This window comes from Streptosporangium sp. NPDC023963 (assembly GCF_040639135.1).
Lineage (GTDB): Bacteria > Actinomycetota > Actinomycetes > Streptosporangiales > Streptosporangiaceae > Streptosporangium.
In genome coordinates this window covers 516152-540844 of record NZ_JBEZZK010000001.1, presented here as the reverse complement: position 1 = coordinate 540844, position 24693 = coordinate 516152, and the positions used below count along the sequence as shown (strand labels likewise).

Genomic DNA, 24693 nt, shown 5'->3' with positions numbered 1-24693 from the left:
ATCGGCCCGGCGGGGCCGTGCGGTAGGTTTCCCTCGGCACCGTGACCAGCGGTCGCAGCCGTTCCGACCGGTGGTTTCCCGAAGGATCGTGATCTGAGAGTGAGCCCGGAGAGCGTCTCCCCGCCCCCGTTGCCCGTCGTGTGGCGGCCCAGGAAGGGCCGGATCGCGGCATACGGCTTCGCGGGCCTGATCATGCTCGGCGCGGTGCTGATGGCGGTCTTCCTGTCCGAGCCGTTCACCCTGGCCGACAGGCTCGCGATGGTCGGGCTGGGCGGGGTGGTCGCCTGGGTCCTGCACCTGCTGGGGCGGGTCCGGGTGGAGGCCGACGAGGAGGGGGTCACCGTCGTCAACCCGCTGCGGGTGCATCGCTACGAGTGGCCCGAGGTGCTCGGGGTCACCCTGGTCGACCACGAGCCCTGGGCGAAGATCGACTTCACCGACGGGGCCACGGTCGGCGCGATGGGCCTGCAGGGGTCGGAGAAGGAGCGCACGGTCCGTCAGGTCCGCGAGCTCGCCGCCCTCATCAGGGAGCGCGGCGAGGCGTCGGAGACCCGCTGAGCCGCCGTACGGGGGCTCGGTGCCCTTGAACCGCCGGGCCTGCCGGGCCGGGCCTTCTCGGGAGTCCCGGCGCCGGCCGGCTTGGCGACGGGCGCGAGCGTGACCTCTGGGCGAGGACGCGGGGATGCGTGCGGGTCGCGGGAAAAGCGGTCACGCCAAGATCCTGCGAATCGCCGAAATCCGTGAAAGTTACACGGTCGTTCGCCGTAAGTATCGCTTCGAGCTGCACGAAACGCCTTCCTCGATGACGGCGGCTGTCTTTTTCCGGCCTGAGGGTTCCAAGATGCGAAGCCCAAGCAGCACAGGCCGAGAGGACTCCACGTGAACACGTCAGGCCGGATTCGGCTGTCGGCGGCGGCGCTGGCCGCAGCCCTGGCCGCGGCATCGATCACCGCGGTCGTCACCACAGGAACCGCCAACGCCCTTGTCCGACCGGCGCTCGGCCAGAACATCAAGGTCAACCAGGTCGCCTACGCGCCCGGCGCGGCCAAGCAGGCGACCGTGATCAGCAACTCGAACTCGCCGCTGGCCTGGAGCCTGCTGGACGGTTCCGACCAGGTGGTGGCCGGCGGCACCACGACCGTCTTCGGTGCCGACTCCGCCTCCGGCGACTCCGTCCACAAGATCGATTTCTCGTCCTACACCGGGACCGGCACCAACTACGTGCTCACCGTGAACAGCGAGTCCAGCCACCCCTTCGACATCGGCACCACGGCCTGGAAGAAGCTGCCCTACGACGCGCTGGCGTTCTTCTACCACCAGCGCAGCGGCATCGCGATCACCTCCCAGCACGCCGGCGGCAACCAGTACGCCCGCGCCGCCGGCCACCTGAACGTCTCTCCTAACCAGGGCGACAACAACGTGCCGTGCCGCAGCGACTGCGGCTACCGGCTGGACGTGCGCGGCGGCTGGTACGACGCCGGCGACCACGGCAAGTACGTGATCAACGGCGGCATGTCCGCCTGGCAGCTGGTCAACACCTACGAGCGGGCCAGGAACGTCCCCGGAGCCGACACCGGCGCCTTCGCCGACGGCACCATGTCCATCCCCGAGCGCGGCAACGGCGTGCCCGACATCCTGGACGAGGCCCGCTGGGAGATCGACTTCCTGCTGAAGATGCAGGTCCCGGACGGCCGCCCGCTGGCCGGCATGGCCCACCACAAGATCCACGACGCCGAGTGGACCGGGCTGCCGCTGCTGCCCGCCCAGGACCCGCAGGCCCGGGTGCTGTCGCCGCCCAGCACCGCCGCCACCCTGAACCTGGCCGCCGCGGCCGCCCAGTGCGCCCGGGTGTGGGCCTCCATCGACTCCGCGTTCTCCGCCCGCTGCCTGACCGCGGCCGAGAAGGCCTACGCCGCGGCCAAGGCCAACCCCTCTCGGTTCGCCCCGGCCTCCGACGGCACCGGCGGCGGCTCCTACGCCGACGGCAAGGTGACCGACGAGTTCTACTGGGCCGCCGCCGAGCTGTACGCCACCACCGGCAAGCAGGCCTACCGCACCGACCTGACCTCCTCCTCGCTGTACTACGGGCGCAGTTTCACCAACGAGGGCGCCCTGTGGGCGGAGGTCGGCAGCCTGGGCGACATCACCCTGGCGCTGGTGCCCAACGGCCTGACCTCCTCCATCGGCCAGCAGCTGCGGGCCTCCTTCGTCTCGGCCGCCGACGGCCTGCTGAACGTGATGCGCGGCCAGGGCTACCCGGTGCCCTTCCGGTCGGCCGGCGGCGGCTACATCTGGGGGTCCAACAACCTGATCCTCAACAACGCCGTCGTGCTGGCCCTGGCCCACGACTTCTCCGGCGCCGAGCGGTTCCGCGCCGGGGTGTTCGAGACGATGGCGTACGAGCTCGGCCGCAACCCGACGGGCTACTCCTACGTCACCGGCTACGGCGACAAGCCCTCCCGCAACGTCCACCACCGGTTCTGGGCCAACCAGCTCAACTCCTCCCTGCCCATCGCCCCGCCCGGCGCCCTGGCCGGCGGCCCCAACAGCGGCCTGGAGGACCCGGTCGCCCAGCAGCGCCTCAGCGGCTGCCGGCCGCAGAAGTGCTACCTGGACGACATCGACGCCTGGTCGGTGAACGAGGTCGCCGTCAACTGGAACGCGGTCCTGGCCTGGGTCGCCGCCTGGACGGCCGAAAAGTCCGGCACCGACGGCCCCACCCCCACCCCCACCCCCACCCCGACGCCGACGCCGACGCCGACGCCGACTCCCACCCCGACCCCGACTCCGACCCCGACGCCGGGCGGGAAGGCCTGCGCCGCGACCTACACCGTCACCAACCAGTGGCACGACGGCTTCGGAGCGAGCGTCGAGGTGAAGAACACCGGCACCGCCGCGCTCACCGGCTGGACCGTCGCGTGGACCTTCCCCAGCGGCCAGACCATCACCCAGCTGTGGAGCGGCTCGCACACCGCGAGCGGCTCGGCCGTCACCGTGGCCAACCTGTCCTGGAACGGCGCGCTGCCTTCGGGAGGCACCACCTCCTTCGGCTTCAACGGCGCCTGGTCCGGGGCCAACACCGCCCCCGCCGGGGTGACCTGCACCGCCCGGTAGGCGGCGCGGCGGGAACCCGCCGGTGCGCGACGGAACCGAGTTCCGGTCCGCACCGGCGCGTTCCCGCGCTCAGGTCTCCTCGGCGAACCGCTCGGCCTTGTCGGTCTCGCCCGCCACGAGCAGGGTGTCGCCGCCGTGGATCACCGTGTCGGAGGTGGCGTACGTGAACCTGCCGCCGGGTTTCTTGATCCCGACCACGGTGACCCCGTACTCGCTGCGGATTCCCAGGCTGCCCAGGCTCTTGCCGTCCGCCCAGCGGGGCGCCATGGTCTTGATCATGGCGTAGTCCTCGTCGACCTCCACGTAGTCGAGCATCCGCCCGGTGACGAGGTGCGCTACCCGCTCGCCCATGTCGTGCTCGGGCTGCACCACGTGGTGCGCGCCGACCCGCTGCAGGATCCGGCTGTGCTGCAGGCTGATCGACTTGGCCCAGATGTCGGTCACCTCCAGGTCGGCCAGGATCGAGGTGGTCAGGATGCTCGCCTCGATGTCGGTGCCGATGCCCACGACGGCCCGCCCGAACTCCCCGATGCCCAGCTGTTCGAGCGCGTCGGGATCGGTGGAGTCGGCGCACACCACGTGGGTGAGCCGCCCGGAGAAGTGCTGCACGTTCTTGGGGTCGCTGTCGACGCCGAGCACCTCGACGTCGCGGCCCACCAGCTCCACCGCCAGCGCGCCGCCGAACCGGCCGAGACCGATCACCACGACCGCGTCGCCGCGGTTCCTCTTGTCAACCAACGAGGGGACGCTCCTCCGGATATCGGAACCGACGGGTCTGTACGTGCAGCGCCAGCGCGGCGCCCAGGGTCACCGGGCCGAGCCTCCCGACGAACATCAGGAGGGTCAGGATCAGGTGTCCCAAGGTGCCGACGTCGGCGGTGATCCCGGTCGACAGCCCGACCGTGCCGAAGGCCGAAATCACCTCGAACAGTACGCGGTCCAGCTTGAACGGGGTCACCGTCATCATCGCGAACGTGCCCACGGCGACCGACGCCACACTCAGCAGGGCGATCGTCAGCGCCTGCCGCTGCAGCTGCTCGGGAATGCGGCGGCGGCCCGCCGAGACGTCGGGCTCGCCGCGCAGCTCGGCCAGGATCACGAACCCGAGGAGCGCGAACGTCGTCACCTTGATGCCGCCCCCGGTGCTCGCGCTGCCCGCTCCGATGAACATCAGCACGTCGCTGATCAGCCAGGAGTTCTCGCTCATCTGGGAGGTGTCCACGGAGTTCAGGCCGCCGCTCCGGGTCATCGCGCTGTGGAAGAACCCGGCCATGACCCGCAGCCCGGGGGAGAGGCCGCCCATCGTGCCGGGGTTGTTCCACTCGGTGGCGGTGATGGCCACCGCCCCGCCGAACAGCAGCACGGCGGTCATCCCCAGGGTGATCTTGGCGTGCAGCGTCCAGCGGGACGGGCGGCGCCAGTTCTGCCGCAGCACGGCGTAGACGGGGAAGCCGAGACCTCCGGCGACCACCGCCGTGATGAGCGGGAGGCAGATCCACGGGTCGGCGACGAACCTCATCATGCTGTCCGGCCAGAGCGCGAACCCGGCGTTGGTGAATGCCGAGATCGCATGAAAAATCCCGTAATAGGCGGCGCGGCCGACCGGTTCCCCGTACCCGATCACGAAGCGGGCGGCGAGCACCGTGGCGGTCAGCGCCTCGGCGACCAGCGTGACCTTGGCGACCCCCACGATCACCCGTCGTACGTCGCCGGGACCGAGGGTCTTGGTCTCGGCCTGGGTGTTGAGGCGGGCGCGCAGGCCGAGCTTTCCTGAGACGATCACCGCGAGGATCGAGGAGAGAGTCATGATCCCGAAGCCGCCGATCTGCATCAGCACCAGGAGCACGATCTCACCGAAGAACGACCAGTGCGCCGCCGTGTCGTGCACGGCGAGCCCGGTCACGCACACCGCGGAGGTGGCGGTGAACAGGGCGGACGTCCACGAGGCGCTCTGGCCCCCCTCGACCGCGACCGGCAGCGACAGCAGCCCCGTACCGGTGAGGACCACGGCCAGGAACGCCACCACGACGACTCTGGACGGGGTGTTGATCTGGTCGATCAGGTTCTTCACAGGGGGTGACAATACTTCTTCGCGGGAGAGAGGTGGCGTTCCCGCCGGATTCCCGCCCCGCTCCCGCCGGCCCACCGGTTTCCGGGACCTCGTGGGCCACCCGCCGCGAGACCGGCACCGGCGTGCCGCGGGGTTTCCTGGGAACGCCGGATCCGGGGACGGTGTGATCACGCGAGGACCCGGCCGCCGGGCGTAGCCTGAGATGGTGGTGAGGCGGACAATCGAGGCATCCGATGTGGAATCGCCCGCGCAGCTGGCGGAACTGCTCGACGAGCGGTCGTACCTGGCCGGTGCGGGGCTCGCCACGGCGGCCTTCCTCGCGCTGCGGATGGGCCGCCCGCTGCTGCTCGAGGGCGAGGCCGGAGTCGGCAAGACCGAGCTGGCCAGGACCCTGGCGGAGGTGCTCGGGGCGCCGCTGATCCGCCTGCAGTGCTACGAGGGGCTCGACGCCTCCCAGGCGCTCTACGACTGGGACTTCGCCCGCCAGCTCCTGCACCTGAAGGCGGCGGAGGCGGGCGGTGTCACCGACGCCGCCCGGCTGGAGGGCGAGGTCTACGACCGGCGGTTCCTGATCGCCAGGCCGCTGCTGAAGGCGATCGAGACCCAGCCCGCGGTGCTGCTCATCGACGAGGTCGACCGGGCCGACGTGGAGTTCGAGGCGATCCTGCTGGAGGTGCTCTCGGACTTCGCGATCTCCGTCCCCGAACTCGGCACGATCCGCGCCGCGCGGCCGCCGGTGGTCGTGCTGACCTCCAACCGCACCCGCGAGGTGCACGACGCGCTGAAGCGGCGCTGCCTCTACCACTGGCTGGAGCACCCCTCCTTCGAGCGGGAGGTGGCGATCCTGCGCAGGCGGCTCCCCGAGTGCTCGGGCAGCCTGGCCGAGCAGGTGGCCACGGCGACGGGACGGCTCCGCGAGGCCGATCTGATCAAGCCGCCGGGGATCGCCGAGACCCTCGACTGGACCGAGGCGCTCCTGGCCCTCGGCGCCCGCGAGCTCGACCCCGACGTGGCGGCCGCCTCGCTGGGCGCCCTGCTCAAGCACAGGGAGGACCACGAGACGGTGCTCGGGAACGGATTCTTCGGTGCGTCCCGGCGCTGACGGCCCTCCCCCCGCCGGAGTGCCCTCCGCCGCCGCGGAGGGTTCCCCCGCGACGGGGATCCCCTCCGCCACGGGGGTTCCCGCCCCGGCCGCCCAGGCCTCCCAGGCTTCCCCGACCTCCCCTGCCCCGGCCCGGGCTTCCCGGGCCGGGGCAGGGGAGGACCTGGTGGCGGTCATGACCGGTTTCGCCAGGACCCTGCGCGCCGCGGGGGTGCCCGCCGACCACGAGCGGACCCAGAACCTGCTGCGCGCGCTGTCCCACCTGGACGCCTCCAGACCCGACGACGTCTACTGGGCGGGCCGCGTCACGCTGTGCGCCTCGGCCGACGACCTGCCCCGCTACGACCGGGTCTTCCGGGCCTACTTCGGGGGGCTGCGCGCGGGCCGCGCGAGAGCGGCGGCGGTCACCGTCACCCGGCACACCGCGGCGCCGCCGGGGGTACGCCCCGACCGGGGGGAGAGCGGCGGGCCCCCGGCCCTCGCGGCGACCGCGAGCGCGACGGAGGTGCTGCGCACCAGGGACGTGGCCGCGATGACGGCGGCGGAGCTCGCCGAGGCGCACCGGCTGCTCGCCCTGCTGCGGACGGGCAGGCAGCGGCGCGCGTCGCGGCGTTTCCGGCCCGCCCGCAGGGGGCGGCTGGACGGCAGGGCGACCATCCGCGAGACCCTGCGCAGGGGCGGGGAGACGGCCGGGCTGCGCTACCGCGCGCACCGGACCAGGCCCCGCAGGGTCGTGCTGCTGATCGACGTCAGCGGTTCCATGACCCCGTACGCGGACACGCTGCTCCGGCTCGCCCACGCGCTGGTCAGGTCGGAGCCGAGGGCCACCGAGGTGTTCAGCGCGGGCACCCGGCTGACCCGGCTCACCTCCGAGCTGCGCCACCGCGACCCGGCTGCCGCGATGGCCGCCGTCTCCCGGGCCGTCCCCGACTGGAGCGGCGGCACCCGCCTGGGTGAGGAGCTCCGGCGGTTCCTGGCGCTGAACGACGCGGCGGGAGCGGTGGTGGTGATCGCCTCCGACGGGTGGGAGCGCGGCGACGTCTCGCTGCTGGGGGCGGAGATGGCCCGGCTGTCCAGGACGGCCCACCGGGTGATCTGGGTGAACCCGCACAAGGGCAGGGAGGGCTACGAGCCGCTCACCGCCGGGATGCGGGCCGCCCTTCCCCACATCGACGACTTCGTGGCCGGGCACAGCCTGGCCGCGTTCGAGGAACTGGCGAAGCTGCTGGGAGGCGCGCATGCGTGACGTGTTGTCACAGATCCTGAGGTGGTGGGAGGCGGGAGAGACGTTCGGCCTGGCCACCGTGGTCGACACCTTCCGCAGCGCGCCCCGCCCGCCGGGGGCGTCCATGGCGGTGCTCGGCGAGGAGGCCGAGGGCAGCGTCTCCGGAGGCTGCGTCGAGGGCGCCGTCTACGAGCTGGCCCGGGAGGTGGTCTCCTCGGGCGTGCCCGTCCTGCAGCGGTACGGCGTGAGCGACGACGAGGCCTACTCCGTCGGCCTGACCTGCGGCGGCATCCTGGACATCCTCGTCGAGCCCGTCTCGAAGGAGACCTTCCCCGAACTGGGGGCGGTCGCCGCCTCGGTGCTGCGGCGCGAGCCGGTGGCGGTGGCGACCGTCCTGTCGGGGCCGGGCGTGATCGGCACCCGCCGGGTCATCTGGCCGGACCGCTCCTCCGGCTCGCTGGGCGTGACCCGGCTGGACGACGCGGTGGACGACGACGTCCGGGGCATGCTGGCGCAGGGGCTGACGGGCGTGCGCAGGTACGGGGCGCGGGGACAGCGGCGGCTCGACGAGCTGCCGGTCTTCGTGCAGTCCTTCGCGCCGCCGCCCCGGATGCTGGTCTTCGGCGCGATCGACTTCGCCGCCGCGGTCGCCAGGGTCGGCAAGTTCCTCGGCTACCACGTGGTCGTGTGCGACGCCCGGCCGGTCTTCACCACGGCCAAGCGCTTCCCCGAGGCCGACGAGGTGATCGTCAAGTGGCCGCACGACTATCTCACCTCGACCGTCGTGGACGAGCGGACCGCGATCTGCGTGCTCACCCACGACCCCAAGTTCGACGTCCCCCTGCTCGAGGTAGCCCTGCGCACCCCGGCGGGTTACGTCGGCGCGATGGGCTCGCGCCGCACGCACGAGGACCGGCTGGCCAGGCTCGCCCAGGCGGGCCTGGGGGAGGCCGAGCTGAAGAGGCTCCGCTCACCGATCGGGCTGGACCTGGGCGCGCGTACGCCCGAGGAGACGGCGATCTCCATCGCCGCCGAACTGATCCAGCTGCGCTGGGGCGGCTCCGGCCGGCCGCTGACCGACGGTTCCGGCAGGATCCACGGCGAGGGGCCGGGCGCGTGAGCGAGGAGGCGGAGACACCGGCCGGGGACGGGGGAGGGGGCGCCGGGAGCCCCGCGGAGGAGATCCCGGCGGGATCGGCGGGCGGGCGCCCGTCGAGCGCCGGGCTGCTGCTGGCCGCCGGATCGGGCTCGCGGCTCGGCACTCCCAAGGCGCTGGTGGAGTTCCGCGGGGAGCGGCTGGTGGACCGGGGGATCAGGACGCTCCACGACGGCGGCTGCCGTCCCGTGGTCGTGGTGCTCGGCGCGGCCGCCGTACGGGTGCGGGGAGCGGTGACCGTCCACAACCCGCGGTGGGACTCGGGCATGGGCTCATCGCTCAGAGCCGGCCTGGACGCGATCCCCGAGACCGCCGAGCACGTGGTGATCGCCCTGGTGGACCAGCCGTTCGTCGGCCCGCGGGCGGTGCGGCGGCTCATCGACGCGGCGGCGGAGGGCGCCTCGGTCGCCGTCGCCACCTACGGCGGCGCGCGGCGCAATCCGGTGCTGATCGCCAGGGAGCACTTCGGGGAGGTCGCCCGGCTCGCGACCGGCGACGCCGGCGCCCGCCCGTTCCTGAGGGCCCATCCCGAACTGGTGGTCGCGGTCCCCTGCGACGACGTCGCCGACCCCGCCGACATCGACACCCCGGCCGACCTGTCCGCGCTCCGGGCCGCCCGGGCTCCCGGGTTTCCGGACGGCCCGGCGGCCGGGCAGCCGGGAGGCTAGGCGGTCAGGCGGTCAGGCGGCCGGGAGGCTAGGCGGCCAGGCGCAGTGAGGCGACGGCCGCGCGGTGGTCGCTGCCCGCGGCCCGCTCGACGCCCGCCCTGGTGGCGACCATGCCGCGGTAGAGGATGTGGTCGGGCCGGGTGACGGGGAAGGACGCGGGCCAGGTGAAGCCGAATCCCGTGCCGGCCTCCTGCTGGGCGTCCGACAGCGGCGGCACCAGGCCGGAGCGCTTGCGGTCGGTGGTGGCGGTGTTGAGGTCGCCGAGCAGCAGCAGGTGCTCGCTGTCGTCCCTGTCGATCATCCTGCGGGCGTAGGAGAGGGTCTCGTCGCGCTGGGCGGTCTGGCCGGGCCGGGCGGAGGCGAGGTGCATGACGTACACGGTCAGCCTGCCCTTGGGGGTGACGACCACCGCGCGCAGCGCCCGCGCCCAGTCGAGGCCGATGTCGGCCTTGCGGGCCTCGGCGATCGGGAACCGGCTCCACAGGCCCACCGTGGCGATCCGGTAGCGGTGGGGGAAGCGGTCGTTGAGGACCTTCGCCGCCGGGCCGCCGGCGGTCAGCTCCTGCACCGCGACCAGGTCGCGGTCCCTGGAGACGGACCGTATGGCGTCGGCGGAGTCGGCGTTGGTCGCGCCGACGTTGAGCGTGGCGACCGACAGGTCGCTGGGCCCGCCCGGCGGGCTGCGCAGCAGTGTCGGGCCGAACATCAGGCCCCACACGGTCGCCGGGACCATCGCGGCGAGGATCACCTGCCACGAGCGGGTGGCCAGCGCGCAGACCAGCAGGACCGGTACGGCGACCCCGAGCCAGGGGAGGAGGCTCTCCAGCACGGGTGTGAAACCGCCCAGCTCCGGCAGGAGCCGATGCCCCCCGAGGATCAGGGCGAGCGCTCCCGCCGTCACGATGATCGACCGCCTCAGCACATCGCTCCTCGTCCACCCTCCGGCGGTCACCTGCCCCCGGAACGTCAGCCCTTCCGGGGTCCCCTACCCCGGAATGCGTAGGCTACCGGCCCGGCGGCGACGGCGCGGGGCTTGGTGCTTCGGCGGTGAGTCGATAACCTTTGTTGCCGAGACAACGGAACAACATTCGGTTTCGTCGGCACCGCGGAAGGACGATCTCACGATGCGCATCGGTATGGCCCTGAACTACTCGGGGGGCTTCAAGGAGACGGTGGCCGAGCTGGCCGACTACGAGAAGGCCGGTCTCGACATCGTCTTCGTCGCCGAGGCATACAGCTTCGACGCGGTCAGCCAGCTGGGCTACATCGCCGCCAGGACCGAGAGGCTGCAGATCGCCTCCGGCATCCTGCCGATCTACTCCCGCACCCCCGCCCTGCTGGCCATGACCGCCGCCGGCCTGGACTACGTCTCCGACGGCCGCTTCACCCTCGGCCTGGGCGCCTCGGGCCCGCAGGTCATCGAGGGCTTCCACGGCGTCCCGTACACCGCGCCGCTCGGCCGCACCCGCGAGGTCATCGAGATCTGCCGCCAGGTCTGGCGGCGCGAGCGCCTGACCTACGAGGGCAGGCACTACACCGTCCCGCTCCCCGCCGGCCAGGGGACCGGCCTGGGCAAGCCGCTGAAGCTCATCAACCACCCGGTCCGCGACCGCATCCCCGTCGTGATCGCCGCCATCGGGCCCAAGAACGTCGAGCTGTCCGCCGAGCTCGCCGAGGGCTGGGAGCCGATCTTCTACGTGCCGGAGAAGGCCGCCGACGTGTGGGGCGCCTCCCTGGCGGCGGGCAAGGCGAAGCGGGACCCGGCGCTGGGCGAGCTGGACGTGATCGCGCAGGCCTCGCTGGCCATCGGCGACGACGTCTCGGGCTGGCTGGAGCTGGGCCGCCCGATGGCGGCCCTCTACATCGGCGGGATGGGCGCCAAGGGCAAGAACTTCTACAACGACCTCGCCCGCAGGTACGGCTACGAGAAGGAGGCCGAGCAGATCCAGAACCTCTACCTGGAGGGCAGGAAGGACGAGGCCGCCGCGCTCGTGCCGTACGAGCTGCTGGAGAAGATGTCCCTGATCGGCCCCGAGGGGCACGTCCGCGAACGCCTGCAGGCCATGCGCGAGTCGGGCGTCACGACCGTGAACGTCGCCCCGCTGGCCGGCACGCACGAGGAGCGCGTCCGGCTCATCGAGAAGGTCAGGGAACTCGCCTCCTGACCCGCCTCGCCGGCGGACGGGTACGCGGCCAGGGCGGGCGCGCGGCCAGGACAGGTGCGCCACCAGGCGGAGGCGGCGGGACCGGGCGCGATCACGGTGGCGACATCCGGTCAAAGCGGTTAATAGCATGCGTGTCATGACCGCCACCCATGCCCGTCGCCGTGCGAACCTCGCGGCCCTGCTGCCCGCTCACGAGGCGGACGCGATCCTGGTCACCGGCGGCGTGAACGTGCGCTACCTGACCGGCCTGGCCAGCTCCAACGCGGCCGTCCTGGTGCGGGCGGACGCCACCGCCACGCTGGCCACCGACTCCCGCTACATCGGGGCCGCCCGGCGCGTCTGCGACGACATCGAGGTGGTCGAGGAGTCCGACGTCGCCGGGGCCCTGCTGCCGGCGAGCGGCCGTACGGGCATCGAGGCCGACCACATGTCCGTCGCCGGCTACTTCCGGCTGGGCGGGGAGTCCCCGCGCCTGTCCGGGGTGGTGGAGTCGGTGCGCGTGGTCAAGGACGACGCCGAGCTCGACCTGATCCGCACCGCGTGCGAGATCACCGACCGCGCCTTCGTCGAGGTCCTGCCCGAACTGCGCCCCGGGCTGACCGAGAAGGAGGTCGCCAGGGCGCTGGAGCGCCGCATGATCGAGCTGGGCGCGGACGGGCTCGCCTTCGACTCGATCGTCGCGAGCGGGCCCAACGGCGCGATCCCGCACCACTCGCCCGCGGACCGGCCGCTGGAGCGCGGGGACCTGGTCACCATGGACTTCGGGGCGCTGTACCGGGGCTACCACGCCGACATGACCAGGACCGTGGCGATCGGCGAGCCCGCGGGGTGGCAGCGCGAGCTGTACGACCTGGTCCAGGCCTCCCAGCGGGCCGGCCGCCTGGCCGCGAGGGCCGGCGCGGCGCTCCACGAGGTGGACGCCGCCGCCCGGGACCTGATCGGGGAGGCGGGGTACGGGGAGTTCTTCAAGCACGGCCTCGGCCACGGCGTCGGGCTGCAGATCCACGAGGCGCCGTTCCTGTCCCGGAGAAAGCCGGAGGACCGCCGGGGAAGGCCGGAGGACCGCCCCGGGGAGCCGGCGGACTCCCCGCAGCCGGAACGATCTTCACAGGAGCCGGAGCGCGACCATGGGCACGCTAGACTTGAGGATCGAGTTCCGGTAACCGTTGAACCCGGGGTTTACCTTCCCGGCAGGGGCGGCGTCCGCATCGAGGACACGCTCGTGGTGCGCGACGGCGGGCCGGAACTTCTCACACGGACGACCAAAGAGCTGCTCGTCCTTTAAGAGCGGCCGTACGCAGGAGAGACTAGTGGCGACGACGAACGACCTCAAGAACGGCCTGGTGCTCAAGCTCGACGGCGGTGAGCTCTGGGCCGTCGTGGAGTTCCAGCACGTCAAGCCCGGCAAGGGCGGCGCGTTCGTCCGCACCAAGCTCAAGAACGTGCTATCGGGCAAGGTCGTCGACAAGACCTTCAACGCGGGCGTCAAGGTCGAGGTGGCCAACGTCGACAAGCGCGAGATGCAGTTCTCCTACATGGACGGCGACGACTACGTCTTCATGGACACCGAGAACTACGACATGCTCCACGTCACCCGGGTGGCGGTCGGCGACTCGGCCAACTACCTGCTGGAGAACATGCTGGCCACCGTGGCGATCAACGAGGGCAACGTCCTGTACGTCGACCTGCCCGCGGCCGTCGAGCTGATCGTCGCCGAGACCGAGCCCGGCCTCCAGGGCGACCGCTCCACCGGCGGCACCAAGCCCGCCAAGCTGGAGACCGGCGCCGAGATCAAGGTGCCGCTCTTCATCACCACCGGCGAGAAGGTCAAGGTCGACACCCGCACCGGCGATTATCTCGGCCGCGCCTGATGTCGGCACGGGGTAAGGCGCGCAGGCGCGCGCTGGACATCCTCTTCGAGGCCGAGGCGCGCGGAGAGGACCCGCTCGGCGTTCTCGCCGAGCGCCTCGCGCGGGCCGAGCCGCCCGTGAACGAGTACACCACGACGATCGTCGAGGGCGTGTGCAGGCACCGGGCGCGCATCGACGAACTGATCACCACCTACTCCGAGGGCTGGACGCTCGACCGCATGCCTGCGGTCGACCGCAACCTCCTGCGCGGCGGCACCTACGAGCTGCTGTGGATGCCCGACGTCCCCGAGGGCGTCGTCATCAGCGAGTGGGTCAGCCTGGCCTCCGAGCTGTCGACCGACGAGTCGCCGCAGTTCGTCAACGGCCTGATGGCCCGTTTCAAGCAGCTCAAGCCGTCCCTGGCGCTCTAGCCGCCGCCACGGGGAGCCCGGAGCCCCGGTCTCCCCGCGCCGGCGCACCTCCGCCGGAGGTGTCCCCTTTCCTCCGTGCTTGCCCGCGGGAGCGGTCCGCGCCCGGAAAAAGACTCGATCAAGCGCGAGTATGGATAAGTCCTTGGGCCGCGCCGGGGGGCGCGCGACGTAGGCTGGGCTTGTCGTTGGACATTCGGGGTGAACACCCTGTCCTTCGGGCAAGAAGGAAACCCTTCTCGCCCTGTCGGTTCAACCCGTTAGGGTTGGGGTGTCCCGCGCCAGCCAGGTGGGACTTGTGGTCTCAAACGCGGCAGGGCGTGCCGTGTCTGCGCGGGGAGGCTTCGGGGTTGCCCGGGCCGGTGAACCGCGAACCGACAGACTCGACCGGCGGTCGGGTGCTGGAATCCGGGGCTCTCGGGCCGTGGAGGGCGTCAACGTACGAGGAGGCGATCTGAAGTTGCACGCCGTAGGCATCTCACGGCAGCCGGGCACTCCCGCGGTCCGCACAGCGGTCGTGTGGGACGTCCTGAGTGCCGTGCTGGCCGAGCGGGTGGCCGCGACGGGCCGTGAGCGGCTCGACATCGTCGACGCCGGAGGTGGCACGGGGGGTTTCGCCGTTCCCCTGGCCGACCTCGGGCACGCCGTGACGGTCGTCGACCCCAGTCCCGACTCGCTCGCCGCGCTGGAGCGCCGCGCGGCCGAGGCGGGGGTTGAGGTCCGGGCACTGCAGGGCGACGCCGCGGACCTGGAGGAGCTGCTCCCGACCGGCGGCACCGACCTGGTGCTCTGCCACAGCGTGCTGGAGTACGTGGAGGATCCGGCCGGCGCGGTGAAGGCCATGGCCGGCCTGCTGCGCGAGGGCGGCGTGATCAGCGTCCTCGCCGCCAACCCGCTGGCCGCCGCGCTCCACCGCTCCATCGCCGGCAGGTTCGACGAGGCCCGCCAGGTGCTGGACGACCCCGAGGGCCGGTGGGGCGACCGCGACCCCACGCCCAGGCGTTTCACCCGCGAGGCCCTGGAGCGGCTCCTCGCAGAGACGGGCTTCGCGCCCGGCGAGGTGCACGGTGTGCGGGTCTTCGCCGATCTGGTGCCCAGCAGGCTGCTCGACGGCGAGCCCGGAGCCGCCCGCGCCCTGGTCGCCCTGGAGCAGGCGGCGGCGGCGCACCCGGTGCTCCGCGACATCGCGACCCAACTGCACGTGCTTGGCCACCGGTGAACGCCGCGTCGAACGCCTGTTCCCGTAGGATGGCGTCGTGTCGAGAAAGCAGCAGATACCGCGCCCGGGTTCCGACCTGGGGGCGGACGACACCGGCTGTCCGATCCTCCACGTCGACATGGACGCCTTCTACGCGGGCGTCGAGCTGCGCGACCGTCCCGAGCTCCGGGGCACCCCCGTCATCATCGGCGCGCCCGGGGCGCGCGGGGTGGTGCTCAGCGCCACCTACGAGGCCCGGAGGTTCGGGGTGCACTCGGCCATGCCCATGACCCGGGCCCGACGGCTCTGCCCCCAGGCGGTGATCATCCCGCCCAGCCGGGGCAAATACTCGGAGGTCTCCCGGCGCGTCATGGAGATCTTCCAGACCTTCACCCCCGAGGTCGAGCCGATCGCCTCCGACGAGGCGTTCCTCGACGTCGGCGGGGCCCGCAAGCGCCTCGGACCGCCGACGGCGATCGCCCGGATGATCCGTGAGCAGGTCGAGCGCGAGCAGGGCATCACCTGCTCCGTCGGGGTCGCCAACAGCAAGTTCGTGGCGAAGCTCGCCTCCCAGCACTGCAAGCCCGACGGCCTGCTCGTGGTGCCCGCCGACAGGGTGGTCGACTTCCTGCACCCGCTCCCCGTGGCGGCGCTGTGGGGCGTCGGGGAGCGCACCGAGCAGTCACTGGCCCGCCTGGGCATCAAGACCGTCGGCGACCTCGCCCGGGTCCCGGTGGACACGCTCCAGCGGGAGCTGGGCCAGGCGGCGGGCGCGCACCTGTCGGCGCTCGCCTGGGGGCGCGACGAGCGCCCGGTGACCCCGGACGTCCCCGACAAGAGCATCGGCGCGGAAGAGACTTTCGCCACAGACATCGCCGATCCCGCGGAGATCCGCAGGGAGCTGCTCCGGCTCTCGGAGCGGGTCGCCGCCCGGCTCAGGAAGGGCGGCAGCGTCGGCCGCACGGTGAGCGTCAAGCTCCGCCGCGCCGACTTCACCACCCTCTCCCGGTCGCGGAGCCTGCGCGAGCCCACCGACGTCGCCAAGATCCTGTACGACGTCTCCTGCGCCCTCTACGCCGCCTCCGGCCTGGAAAACGTCCGCCTGAGGCTGGTCGGCGTACGGGTGGAGAACCTCAGCCCGGCCGCCGGGGCGACCCGGCAACTCGGTCTCGGAGAGCGCGAGACGGGCTGGCGGGAGGCCGAGCAGGCGATGGACAGGGCGGCCCGCAGATTCGGTAAGGACGCCGTCCTCCCGGCCTCCCTTGTTCGCCCTCCGTTTGATGGAATAGATCCATGAATCCGCCTCCGGTTTGGACTACGTTGGACGTTTTCTTTCGTCTACGTCTACAGCCTCGTATTCTGGGGATAACCGACCGCGAGGTTCGGACACCCCGTGTCGTCCGTCACCGTCTTCCCCGTCCTGGGGCTGTCCTTGGGAGGCGCCGTGCCGCTCTCTGAGCACGAGCAGCGCTTGCTCGACCAGATCGAGCAGGCCCTCTACGCCGAGGACCCGAAGTGGGCCAATACCGTCAGGATCAGTGATCCTCGCAGCCACTACAGGCGCCGCCTGGTAAAGGCCTTCATCGGCTTCATCCTGGGCGTCGTCCTGCTGATGGTCGGCGTCGTGATCAACAACGTCCCGCTCGGCATCCCGCTCGGCGTCGGCGGTTTCGTGGTCATGCTCGCCGCATGTCTGTGGGGCCTGTCCAGCTGGAAGCGGATGAACGGTTTCGGCGAGGCCAACGCGGCCACGCCCGCCGATCAGCCGCGAGGCAAGGGGGGGCGCCGTGCGGGCTCCCGCCAGAGCTTCATGGAGCGAATGGAGGAGCGCTGGCGCCGTCGACACGACGAGCGCTAGCCCGGCAGCGCTAGCCCGGCAGGGCCCGCCGTCCGCGGCGGGCTCCCTCCCTGACGGATCCCCCTGTGCCCGCGAGGTTCACTCGCAGCGTGTGAGGGCCCGTGCCGTCCACCTGCCTCCGTTCACCGAGGTCGCCCCTCGTCCACCGGGTCCACCCCCCGCGTGTCCCGGTGACCCGGATTCGCCGTTCGCCACCCCGTCCTGAGGGTTACTGTTCCGTACCCTCCCGGCGGTCGAGGATCCCGGCCCAGGGCCCCGATCGTCGTCCCCCGGTGATCGGATCGTCGTCTTCCGGTGATCGGTCCTTCGGTGATCGGTCCCCCGGTGATCGGGACGCGGTCGTGCGTCCCGATCACCGAGGGCGCTAGGCGCCCTTCCTGGCGGGCCTGCGGAGCCGGATGTTCTCCAGACGGTCGAAACCGTCCAGCACCCGCCCGCCCAACGCCCGCATCCGCAGGAGCGTGGAGGGCGGCAGCAGCACCGCTCTGATCCGCCTGCCGCGGGTCGTGGTCGCCGCCAGCGCCCGGCGCACGCTCCGCATGTCCTCGCGCAGGGTAGCGATCTCGCCCGGGGTCCTGGCGTAGAGCGTCCGCTCCACCGCCGCGGCGATTCTCGCCAGCGCGGCGGCGGTCTCCGGCTCGAACACGTACTGCTCCGCCAGCCGCCCGGCCAGCGCGCGCGGGCTCTCACTCGCCTGCCGGGACATCCCGTAGTCGCACAGGGCGTCGTCGAGCTCGGTCCACGCGACTGTCACCGCCGGCTCCCGGGTCCCCGCCCTGACCCCCGTGGGGGAGGCGGTACCGCCGGGATCCGGAGCGGCCGGATCCCCGCCGGCCGGGTTCCCGGCCCGCCGTGAGTAGGACCTGCTGCGGCGAACCCGCAGCTGCCAGCGGATCAGCGCGGGGATCAGCGCGACCAGCAGCGCGATCGCGACCCCGATGCCGATCCGGCCGGCCGGCGGCATTCCCTCGTCCACCGGGGTCAGCGCTCCGCCGAACTCCCTGTCGAGCATCTCGTTACGGCGGTCGTTCGCCGGCCCGATCGGCGAGTCGGAGCCGGTGGGGTCCGACGACGGTGCTGCGCTCGGCTCGTCGGGGGTGTCCGGCGCCACCTCGGGGAGGGTGTACGACGGCACCGTCGCGCTGCCCTGGCCCGCTCCGCCCGCCGGGGTGGGCTCGAAGCGGAGCCACCCGGTCCCCTCGAAGTACAGCTCGGGCCAGGCGTGCGAGTCGTGGGTGCGAACCTGCCACCCTCCGGAGGTGACGCTGCCCCCGGTGTAGCCGATGGCGACCCGGGAGGGGATGCCCAGGACGCGCGCCAGCACCGCCATGGAGGCGGCGAACTGCTCGCAGTAGCCGGTCCTGTTGCGGATCAGGAAGTCCGTCAGCGCCGGGCCGTCGTGCCCCTGGGTGGCCAGGCTGTAGGTGAACCCGCCGCTCTCGGTGAAGAACTCCTGCAGCTGGATCGCCTGCTCGTACGGGCTGGACCCCCGCTCGGTCTCCTGGAGGGCGAGCCGCCTGATCTCGTCCGGCAGGTCCTCCGGCAGCGTCAGGTACCGTTCCCTGATCGCCGTCGCGGGCGGGGCCGCCGCCTTGAGCCGGTCGGCCGTGGGCTCGGGCTCGGCGGTGACGGCCTGGTACGTCAGGCCCCCGGCGGTGTTCCGCGTGGAGAAGACCATGAGCGTGTCGCGGTCGGGCCGCCAGTCGCCCGCCACCGTGACCTTGGACACCGGGTAGGGCAGGGGGAGGAAGCTCAGCCTCCTGACCTGGTCGCTCACCGTGACGGTGAGGTTCGCCGGGGTGACGGGCACGCCCGCGCCCTGGCCGGGGGGCAGCGGCATCGGCGCGTCGGACGTCCGGTCCTCGGGGCGGCCCCTGGGCTCCGACATCGTCCACTGCTCGCCGTCGAAGATGTCGAGCGAGTACATCCTCAGGTAGCGGGGCGTGCTGTCGCTGGCCTTGTAGGTCAGGACGGTGGAGTTCTCCGGCAGCGACAGCTGGCCGCGCAGGTTGACCATGGGGTTCGGGATGCTGATCGAGTTGCCGCCGCCCCTGCCGTTGCCCACGCCGAAGCCGAACAGCGGGTTGGGCTCCATGGTGGGCAGCAGCGCGGGCAGCAGGACGGCCAGCACGATCGCGGTGAAGCCGATGCGCTTGCCGGAGAGCCGCAGTGCCCCGCTGTCGGAGGGCGCGGGCCGGGTGACGGTGAAGGACGACGTGCGGCGCACCAGCACCGCGCGGCCCCAGTGGCTGACCCGCTCCCGCCCGTCGGCGACGAGGATTCCCAGGTAGCCCAGGGCTCCGATGATGAACGCCGGCCAGCTGATCGGCTCGGCGATCACCGCCGCCGGGACCACGAACAGCGCCAGCAGCGGCAGCCCGGTGAGGGCCGCCTTGCGCAGCCGCGCGGCCAGCAGGTCCACCAGGACGGCGATCAGGCCGACGCCGCCGCAGGTGAGCAGGACGATGCCGGTGCTGTCCGGCACCGGGGCGGCGAACCGCTGGATGTCGGCGAAGCCCGTCGTCAGCAGCCTGTCCAGCCTGGCGACCGAGTCCCAGGTGGGGACCACCCTCGCCCACGCCTCGTCCCCGGCGAACACCGCCGTCAGGTAGATCCACACGCCCAGCACCTGCGCGGGCGGCGCCAGCCAGCCGGGCAGCGTGTAGTGGCCGGCCAGCACGCCGATCCCGGCCACGACCAGGATGACGCCCAGGCTCGACCAGAACCAGGCGCCGCCCTGGAAGAGCGGGTAGAGCGCGATCGCGACCGCTCCGGTGGCCACGCCCGACGCGATGGAAAGTCTCATGAGCCACCCCTGCTCGCCGCGAATCGGCCGCGCTGCGCGACGTCCTGCCACACGCTCGCGACGGAGGCTCCGGCGGGCAGCCGCACGACGCGCCAGCCCGTTCCGGTGAGCACCGACCGCGCCGCCTGGAACTCCTCGTCCTCGCCCAGCTCGGGATGCTCCCACGCCTCCACGTCCAGCATCACGGCCACGCCGGTCACGTTGCCGTGCCTGGCCCTGGACAGCTCCTGAGCCTGGTCGAGGTCCATCTTGCCGAGCACGGCCACGATCAGGCCGTCGCCGCCGCCCTGCCGCAGCGCGCCGACGCCGTACTCCAGCGACCGCGCGGTGCTGGCCCGTACGACGGCCAGGGTGTCCAGCAGCGACAGGCTCAGCCCGCTGTCGGTGAGGTGCTCGGCCCCCTGGTCGGTGACCAGGCGCAGGCCGAGACCCTCGTGGGCGAGGTGCACGCCGATGGAGGCCGCGGCCGAGACCGCCGCCTCGAACGACGAGCGCGGGCCCTCGCCCCGGTGGGCGTAGCGCCGGGTGTCCAGCAGCAGAGCCCCCCTGCTCTGCCACTGCTGTTCCTCGCGCCGCACCATCAGCTCGCCGTGCCTGGCGGTCGAGCGCCAGTGCACCCGCCGCAGGTCGTCGCCCTGGCGGTACTCGCGCGGCGCGACGTCGTCGTCCCCGGCCGCCGCCACGCTTCTCGTACGGCTGTCGCCGCCGCCCGTCCACTCGCCGGCCAGGCGGACGTGGGGCAGGGCCACCACCTGGGGCGTCACCATCAGGGTGTCGCTGATGGTGAACGACCTGGTCAGCTCGACCAGGCCGAAGGGATCGCTGATCCGGATGGAGAGCGGTCCGATGCCGAAACGCCCGCGCAGGTCGGAGCGGACCCGGTAGTCGATCTCCCGGATGCCCTGCGCCTCCACCCGGTCCAGGACGAACCTGGGGCGGGCGCCGAGGGCGTAGGGAACGGTGTCCTCGATCATCAGCAGGCCGGTCGGCAGCCGGGTGACGTTCTCCAGCCGCAGCGTCACGGTGGCCTCGCTGCCCACCTCGGCCCTGGGCGGGTCCAGGCGCCGGGCGCAGCTCAGCCGGTAACGGGTGCGGGCGACGACCATGGCCGCCAGCAGCGGCAGCGAGATGACCAGCACGCCGATCCTGAGCAGGTCGTGCTCGCCGAGGATGAAGGCGCACAGCAGCGCCGCGACGCCGGACGCGAGGAAGGACCGGCCGCGGGCGGTGAGCGCCTTGAGGCCGGAGGTCACCGGGTCTGAGCCTCGGGCACGGGCACCCGGCGGACCAGGTCGGCGATCACCTGCTCGGGCGGGCGGCGCTGCCCCTGGGCCTCGATGCTGGGCAGCAGCCGGTGCGCCAGGACGGGGACGCACAGTTCCTGCAGGTCGTCCGGGATGACGTAGTCGCGGCCCGCGAGCGCGGCGTGCGCCCGCGCGGCCCTGACCAGCTGCAGGGTCGAACGGGGGGAGGCGCCCAGTCGCAGGTCGGGGGACTGGCGGGTGGCGGTCACCAGGTCGATCGCGTACTTCTTGATCGGCTGGGAGACGTAGACCCCGCGCACCGCCTCGATCAGCGCCTTCACCTGCTCGGTGGTGGCCACCGGCTCCAGCTTGTCCAGCGGGGAGGCGGCGCCGTGCACGTCGAGCATCTCCAGCTCCGCGGAGGGCGCGGGGTAGCCCATCGCGATCCGTGCGGTGAACCGGTCGCGCTGTGCCTCGGGAAGGGGATAGGTGCCCTCCATCTCGATCGGGTTCTGCGTCGCGATCACCATGAAGGGGGAGTCCAGCCGGTAGGTCGCGCCGTCGACGGTGACCTGATGCTCCTCCATGCACTCCAGCAGCGCCGACTGGGTCTTCGGCGACGCGCGGTTGATCTCGTCGCCCACCACGATGTTGGCGAAGACCGGGCCGGGCTTGAACTCGAACTCCCTGGTCTGCTGGTTGTAGGCGCTCACTCCGGTGATGTCGCTCGGCAGCAGGTCGGGGGTGAACTGCACGCGGCGCACCGGGCAGTCGATGGATCGCGCCAGCGCCTTGGCGAGCATGGTCTTGCCGACTCCGGGCACGTCCTCGATGAGGAGGTGCCCCTCGGCGAGCAGTACGGTCAAGGTCAGGCGGACGACGTCGCTCTTGCCCTCGATCACCGATTCGATCGACTGGCGGATCCGGTGCGCGGTGACGACAAGATCATCGAGCTGTGGTGAGACGTCATGGGTTACTGCCACCAGGCCTCCATGAGGGTGCGGCGGTTGCGCGCCGGGGGGTTGCCGTTGCGGAATCTTTGCGATCCCGTAACTCATTCTGCTTACCGACACTACGGCGCCGTGCGTTCCCTCGGCGACTTTATGCGGTCATCAGGGCTGATTCCGGGTAAACGTCCATAGTGTGTGTCGCCACCGTCGCGGTCCTGTACGGAAGGCGTGCCGATCCGGTGACGGGACGGGGATCCGCCTTCCACCATTCTTCACCGCGCTCCGGTTTATTTCATGATCTTTAGTCTATTCGGCGGCCTTACCCGACACGCCCAGGGCGTACGAGGGGCCGCTTACCCCCTCCACTCCGCACCACCCCATTTGAACTGGGGAAATGGCGGCGAAACCCGTCGTGAAGAGGCGTGGAATCAGTTGACGGTGGAGAGAAGTGGAGTATGGTGGTGCGCAGTGGAGGGCAGGGCTGTGACGCCTGGCGCTCCGCTGGGCACGGGAGGTGAGGCCGGTGTTCCTCGGCACCCACCACCCGCGTCTCGATGACAAGGGACGGCTGTTCCTGCCGGCGAAGTACCGCGAGGAGCTGGCGGAGGGTCTGGTGATCACCAAAGGCCAGGAGCGCTGCCTCTACGTCTTTCCCGTAGAGGAGTTCCAGCGCATAACCGAGGCTCTGCGCACCGCGCCGGTCACCGCCAAGGCGGTCCGTGACTACAGCCGTGTCCTCTTCGCCAGCGCGTCCGACGAGGTCGCCGACAAGCAGGGCCGGATCACCGTTCCACATGCTCTGCGCGAATACGCCAGCCTGCGCCGCGACTGCGTCGTCATCGGGGCCAACACCCGGCTGGAAATCTGGGACGCGCACGCCTGGAGCGCCTATCTGGCCGACCAAGAGCAGGCTTTTGCCGATCTGTCGGAGGAGGTGCTGCCAGGGATTCTGTGACTCCACGGTCGACTCATCGGTAAAACGTCGTTCGGCGAGGTCTCCACCCGCAACCACCTGCCCGTCAGCTGATGCACCTTCCCCGGTGTCAGGTGACGGGCGGACACGCGGGTGCGGATGGGGACCTGGCCGGACGGCCCCGGGGGTGGGGGCCAGTTTTCAAGACACCGGTGAGCGTCCGCCGCGCGTCCACGGGACGGGGCGGGAAAGAGGGGGGTTGCGCTTCATGCGCGCCGAGAACCACAACCATGATCTCCAAACGCCTGGGGGTCACGTCCCCGTCATGCTCGACCGGGTGCTGGAGTTGCTCGCTCCGGCGCTGGCCCGCCCCGCGCCCGTCCTCGTCGACGCCAACCTGGGCCTCGGCGGTCACGCCGAGGCGCTGCTCGCCGCGCATCCCTCGCTCCACCTGATCGGGATCGACCGCGACCCCACCGCCATCGAGCGCTCCACCGCCAGGCTCGCCCCGTACGCCGACCGGATCACGCTGGTCCGCGCGGTCTCCGACGAGCTCCCCGAGGTGCTGGCCGAGGTGGGTCGCCCGCGCGTCGACGCGGCGCTGTTCGACCTGGGCGTCTCCTCCCCGCAGCTGGACGAGGCCGAGCGGGGTTTCGCCTACTCCTACGACGCGCCGCTGGACATGCGGATGGACCGCGACGAGGAGCTGACGGCCGAGGTCGTGGTCAACACCTACCCGGCCGCCGAGCTGATCCGGATCCTGCGGGATTACGGAGAAGAACGATTCGCCCCGCGTGTCGCGCACTTAATCATCAAGGAAAGGGCCAGAGAGGCCATAACGTCTACCAAGCGGCTTGCGGAGATCGTCAGGACGGCGATCCCGGCCGCTACGCGCAGGACCGGGGGAAACCCCGCCAAAAGGACTTTTCAGGCGTTGCGGATCGAGGTGAACGCGGAGTTGACGGCGCTGGAACGCGCGCTCCCAGCCGCGCTCGACGCATTGACGCTGGGCGGGCGCGTCGTCGTGCTCGCCTACCACTCCCTTGAGGACCGGCTGACGAAGCAGGTCATCACCGCGCGGACCAGGGACACCGGCCCTCCCGGCCTGCCGGTCCCGCTGCCGGCTCACCAGCCGCGGTTCGCGCTCCTGACAAGGGGAGCCGAGCTTCCGAGCGAAGAGGAGGTGGCCCGCAACCCGCGGGCGGCCTCCGCCCGGTGTCGGGCGGCAGAGAGGATCCGTGAGGCAGTTGACGAGGAGTGAGACAGACGTCCGTCGCGCCGCGCCCAGCCGCGGCGCGCGCCCTGTGCGCGTCCCCCGCGCGGTGCCGCAGGGATACGGGACCAGGCCGGCCAGGCCGGCGCCCGCCGCCGCCCCGGCCGCGCAGGTCAAGGCTGTGGCATCCGGGGGCCCCGCGCCCCGTCGCGCCCGGCCGCCGAGGGCTCCCTTCCTGCTGCTCGTGGTCGGCCTGCTCTGCGGCGGCCTGGTCAGCCTGCTGCTGCTGAACGCCGTGCTCGCCAAGGACTCCTTCAGGGCCAACGGGCTGCGCAACGAGATCAACGGCCTGCGCATCGCGAAGGAGAGCAAGGAGAGCGCCATCATGCGGCAGGAGATGCCCGAGGCGGTCGCGAGGAGGAACGAGCTCCAGGGGCTGGGGTCCGACTGGGACAGGATGCACGTCATCGACCCCGACAAGCCCTCCGTCGGGGTCGCCGGTGACGTCCGGACGCCCGCGGGGCAGGAGCGAGTGCCGGGCACGGGCCAGTGAGGGAGAGCGGCGGCCAGACCGGCGGCCCCGGCCCCGGACAGGGCCCCGGGCAGGGTCGCGGTGGTTCCACCGGGGGGTCGGCCGGAGGTTCGGGCCGCCGCTCTCCCGGCGGCCCCGGCCGCGCGGCCAGGCCGGAGGGTTCACCGGACGTTCCGGGCAGGCAGGGGAGACCGGGAGCG

Annotated in this window: 22 protein-coding genes; 16 read left to right on the top strand and 6 right to left on the bottom strand. The window is 71.9% G+C overall.

From position 1 onward, the window contains the following. Positions 1–99 precede the first annotated feature (99 nt). Both AB0F88_RS02230 and AB0F88_RS02225 read left to right on the top strand, forming a co-directional pair. Positions 100–558: a PH domain-containing protein gene (locus AB0F88_RS02230; RefSeq protein WP_362676431.1), complete on the top strand. Its 459-nt coding sequence runs from the start codon at positions 100–102 to the stop codon at positions 556–558. A 321-nt stretch (positions 559–879) separates the two neighbouring features. Beyond that, positions 880–3114, top strand: coding sequence for a glycoside hydrolase family 9 protein (locus tag AB0F88_RS02225; RefSeq protein ID WP_362676429.1), 2235 nt, complete (start codon positions 880–882; stop codon positions 3112–3114). 69 nt (positions 3115–3183) lie between these two features. Here the strand turns inward: AB0F88_RS02225 and AB0F88_RS02220 are convergent, their stop codons facing one another. Beyond that, positions 3184–3852 (bottom strand): TrkA family potassium uptake protein, encoded by a 669-nt coding sequence (locus tag AB0F88_RS02220; RefSeq protein WP_362676427.1) that lies wholly within the window; start codon positions 3850–3852, stop codon positions 3184–3186. Next, entirely contained in the window at positions 3845–5185 is a 1341-nt protein-coding gene (locus AB0F88_RS02215; protein WP_362676425.1) for a potassium transporter TrkG, read from the bottom strand. The genes AB0F88_RS02220 and AB0F88_RS02215 overlap by 8 nt, the downstream gene beginning before the upstream one ends. A 202-nt stretch (positions 5186–5387) precedes the next feature. Here AB0F88_RS02215 and AB0F88_RS02210 point away from each other — a divergent pair, with 202 nt between their 5' ends. The 4 genes from AB0F88_RS02210 to AB0F88_RS02195 all read left to right on the top strand — a co-directional run bounded on the left by AB0F88_RS02210 (position 5388) and on the right by AB0F88_RS02195 (position 9336). After that, complete coding sequence (locus tag AB0F88_RS02210; RefSeq protein ID WP_362676423.1) at positions 5388–6287, top strand: MoxR family ATPase; 900 nt, start codon at positions 5388–5390, stop codon at positions 6285–6287. 175 nt (positions 6288–6462) lie between these two features. Next, entirely contained in the window at positions 6463–7533 is a 1071-nt protein-coding gene (locus tag AB0F88_RS02205; RefSeq protein WP_362677912.1) for a VWA domain-containing protein, read from the top strand. After that, on the top strand, positions 7526–8632 hold the full coding sequence (locus tag AB0F88_RS02200; RefSeq protein WP_362676421.1) for an XdhC family protein: 1107 nt from the start codon (positions 7526–7528) through the stop codon (positions 8630–8632). The genes AB0F88_RS02205 and AB0F88_RS02200 overlap by 8 nt, the downstream gene beginning before the upstream one ends. Positions 8633–8694: 62 nt before the next feature. After that, positions 8695–9336 carry a nucleotidyltransferase family protein gene (locus AB0F88_RS02195; protein ID WP_362677910.1) on the top strand — a complete coding sequence of 214 codons (642 nt, stop codon included), beginning with the start codon at positions 8695–8697 and terminating at the stop codon, positions 9334–9336. 28 nt (positions 9337–9364) lie between these two features. On the opposite strand, the gene AB0F88_RS02190 is transcribed toward AB0F88_RS02195, so the two are convergent. Next, positions 9365–10258, bottom strand: coding sequence for an endonuclease/exonuclease/phosphatase family protein (locus AB0F88_RS02190; RefSeq protein WP_362676419.1), 894 nt, complete (start codon positions 10256–10258; stop codon positions 9365–9367). 202 nt (positions 10259–10460) lie between these two features. Here AB0F88_RS02190 and AB0F88_RS02185 point away from each other — a divergent pair, with 202 nt between their 5' ends. The 7 genes from AB0F88_RS02185 (at position 10461) to AB0F88_RS02155 (ending at position 16835) form a co-directional block, all read left to right on the top strand. After that, positions 10461–11501 (top strand): LLM class F420-dependent oxidoreductase, encoded by a 1041-nt coding sequence (locus AB0F88_RS02185; protein WP_362676416.1) that lies wholly within the window; start codon positions 10461–10463, stop codon positions 11499–11501. Between the two features lie 136 nt (positions 11502–11637). Beyond that, positions 11638–12786: an aminopeptidase P family protein gene (locus AB0F88_RS02180; protein ID WP_362676414.1), complete on the top strand. Its 1149-nt coding sequence runs from the start codon at positions 11638–11640 to the stop codon at positions 12784–12786. A 25-nt stretch (positions 12787–12811) separates the two neighbouring features. Continuing rightward, positions 12812–13372, top strand: a complete 561-nt coding sequence (gene efp, locus AB0F88_RS02175) for an elongation factor P (protein WP_362676412.1) — start codon at positions 12812–12814, stop codon at positions 13370–13372. Next, positions 13372–13782 carry a transcription antitermination factor NusB gene (nusB, locus tag AB0F88_RS02170; protein WP_362676410.1) on the top strand — a complete coding sequence of 137 codons (411 nt, stop codon included), beginning with the start codon at positions 13372–13374 and terminating at the stop codon, positions 13780–13782. The genes efp and nusB overlap by 1 nt, the downstream gene beginning before the upstream one ends. A gap of 457 nt (positions 13783–14239) precedes the next feature. Then, positions 14240–14998: a methyltransferase domain-containing protein gene (locus tag AB0F88_RS02165; protein ID WP_362676408.1), complete on the top strand. Its 759-nt coding sequence runs from the start codon at positions 14240–14242 to the stop codon at positions 14996–14998. 37 nt (positions 14999–15035) lie between these two features. Further along, entirely contained in the window at positions 15036–16274 is a 1239-nt protein-coding gene (locus tag AB0F88_RS02160) for a DNA polymerase IV (RefSeq protein WP_362676406.1), read from the top strand. A 147-nt stretch (positions 16275–16421) separates the two neighbouring features. After that, complete coding sequence (locus AB0F88_RS02155; protein ID WP_344747391.1) at positions 16422–16835, top strand: DUF3040 domain-containing protein; 414 nt, start codon at positions 16422–16424, stop codon at positions 16833–16835. Positions 16836–17199: 364 nt separating this feature from the next. Here the strand turns inward: AB0F88_RS02155 and AB0F88_RS02150 are convergent, their stop codons facing one another. Genes AB0F88_RS02150 through AB0F88_RS02140 form a run of 3 tightly spaced genes read right to left on the bottom strand, consistent with a single transcriptional unit; the run spans position 17200 to position 21868 of the window. Then, complete coding sequence (locus tag AB0F88_RS02150; protein WP_362676404.1) at positions 17200–19641, bottom strand: DUF3488 and transglutaminase-like domain-containing protein; 2442 nt, start codon at positions 19639–19641, stop codon at positions 17200–17202. After that, entirely contained in the window at positions 19638–20894 is a 1257-nt protein-coding gene (locus AB0F88_RS02145) for a DUF58 domain-containing protein (protein ID WP_362676402.1), read from the bottom strand. The genes AB0F88_RS02150 and AB0F88_RS02145 overlap by 4 nt, the downstream gene beginning before the upstream one ends. Next, a complete protein-coding gene (locus tag AB0F88_RS02140; RefSeq protein ID WP_362676400.1) occupies positions 20891–21868 on the bottom strand; it encodes a MoxR family ATPase in 978 nt (325 codons plus the stop codon). The genes AB0F88_RS02145 and AB0F88_RS02140 overlap by 4 nt, the downstream gene beginning before the upstream one ends. Positions 21869–22358: 490 nt before the next feature. On the opposite strand from AB0F88_RS02140, the gene mraZ reads away from it, so the two are divergent. From mraZ to AB0F88_RS02125, 3 genes are all read left to right on the top strand, one after another. Continuing rightward, a complete protein-coding gene (gene mraZ, locus AB0F88_RS02135; RefSeq protein WP_362676398.1) occupies positions 22359–22790 on the top strand; it encodes a division/cell wall cluster transcriptional repressor MraZ in 432 nt (143 codons plus the stop codon). Positions 22791–23016: 226 nt separating this feature from the next. Further along, a complete protein-coding gene (gene rsmH, locus AB0F88_RS02130) occupies positions 23017–24009 on the top strand; it encodes a 16S rRNA (cytosine(1402)-N(4))-methyltransferase RsmH (RefSeq protein ID WP_362676396.1) in 993 nt (330 codons plus the stop codon). Between the two features lie 133 nt (positions 24010–24142). Further along, positions 24143–24514: a hypothetical protein gene (locus AB0F88_RS02125; RefSeq protein ID WP_362676394.1), complete on the top strand. Its 372-nt coding sequence runs from the start codon at positions 24143–24145 to the stop codon at positions 24512–24514. The last annotated feature ends 179 nt before the right edge of the window (positions 24515–24693 follow it).

What these genes read in the sequence shown, in the direction of transcription:
- AB0F88_RS02185 (WP_362676416.1), top strand. Translation starts at nt 10,461, where the DNA reads ATGCGCATCGGTATGGCCCTGAACTACTCGGGGGGCTTCAAGGAGACG.
- AB0F88_RS02200 (WP_362676421.1), top strand. Translation starts at nt 7,526, where the DNA reads ATGCGTGACGTGTTGTCACAGATCCTGAGGTGGTGGGAGGCGGGAGAG.
- AB0F88_RS02150 (WP_362676404.1), bottom strand. Translation starts at nt 19,641, where the DNA reads ATGAGACTTTCCATCGCGTCGGGCGTGGCCACCGGAGCGGTCGCGATC.
- AB0F88_RS02205 (WP_362677912.1), top strand. Translation starts at nt 6,463, where the DNA reads ATGACCGGTTTCGCCAGGACCCTGCGCGCCGCGGGGGTGCCCGCCGAC.
- AB0F88_RS02180 (WP_362676414.1), top strand. Translation starts at nt 11,638, where the DNA reads ATGACCGCCACCCATGCCCGTCGCCGTGCGAACCTCGCGGCCCTGCTG.
- rsmH (WP_362676396.1), top strand. Translation starts at nt 23,017, where the DNA reads ATGCGCGCCGAGAACCACAACCATGATCTCCAAACGCCTGGGGGTCAC.
- AB0F88_RS02210 (WP_362676423.1), top strand. Translation starts at nt 5,388, where the DNA reads ATGGTGGTGAGGCGGACAATCGAGGCATCCGATGTGGAATCGCCCGCG.
- nusB (WP_362676410.1), top strand. Translation starts at nt 13,372, where the DNA reads ATGTCGGCACGGGGTAAGGCGCGCAGGCGCGCGCTGGACATCCTCTTC.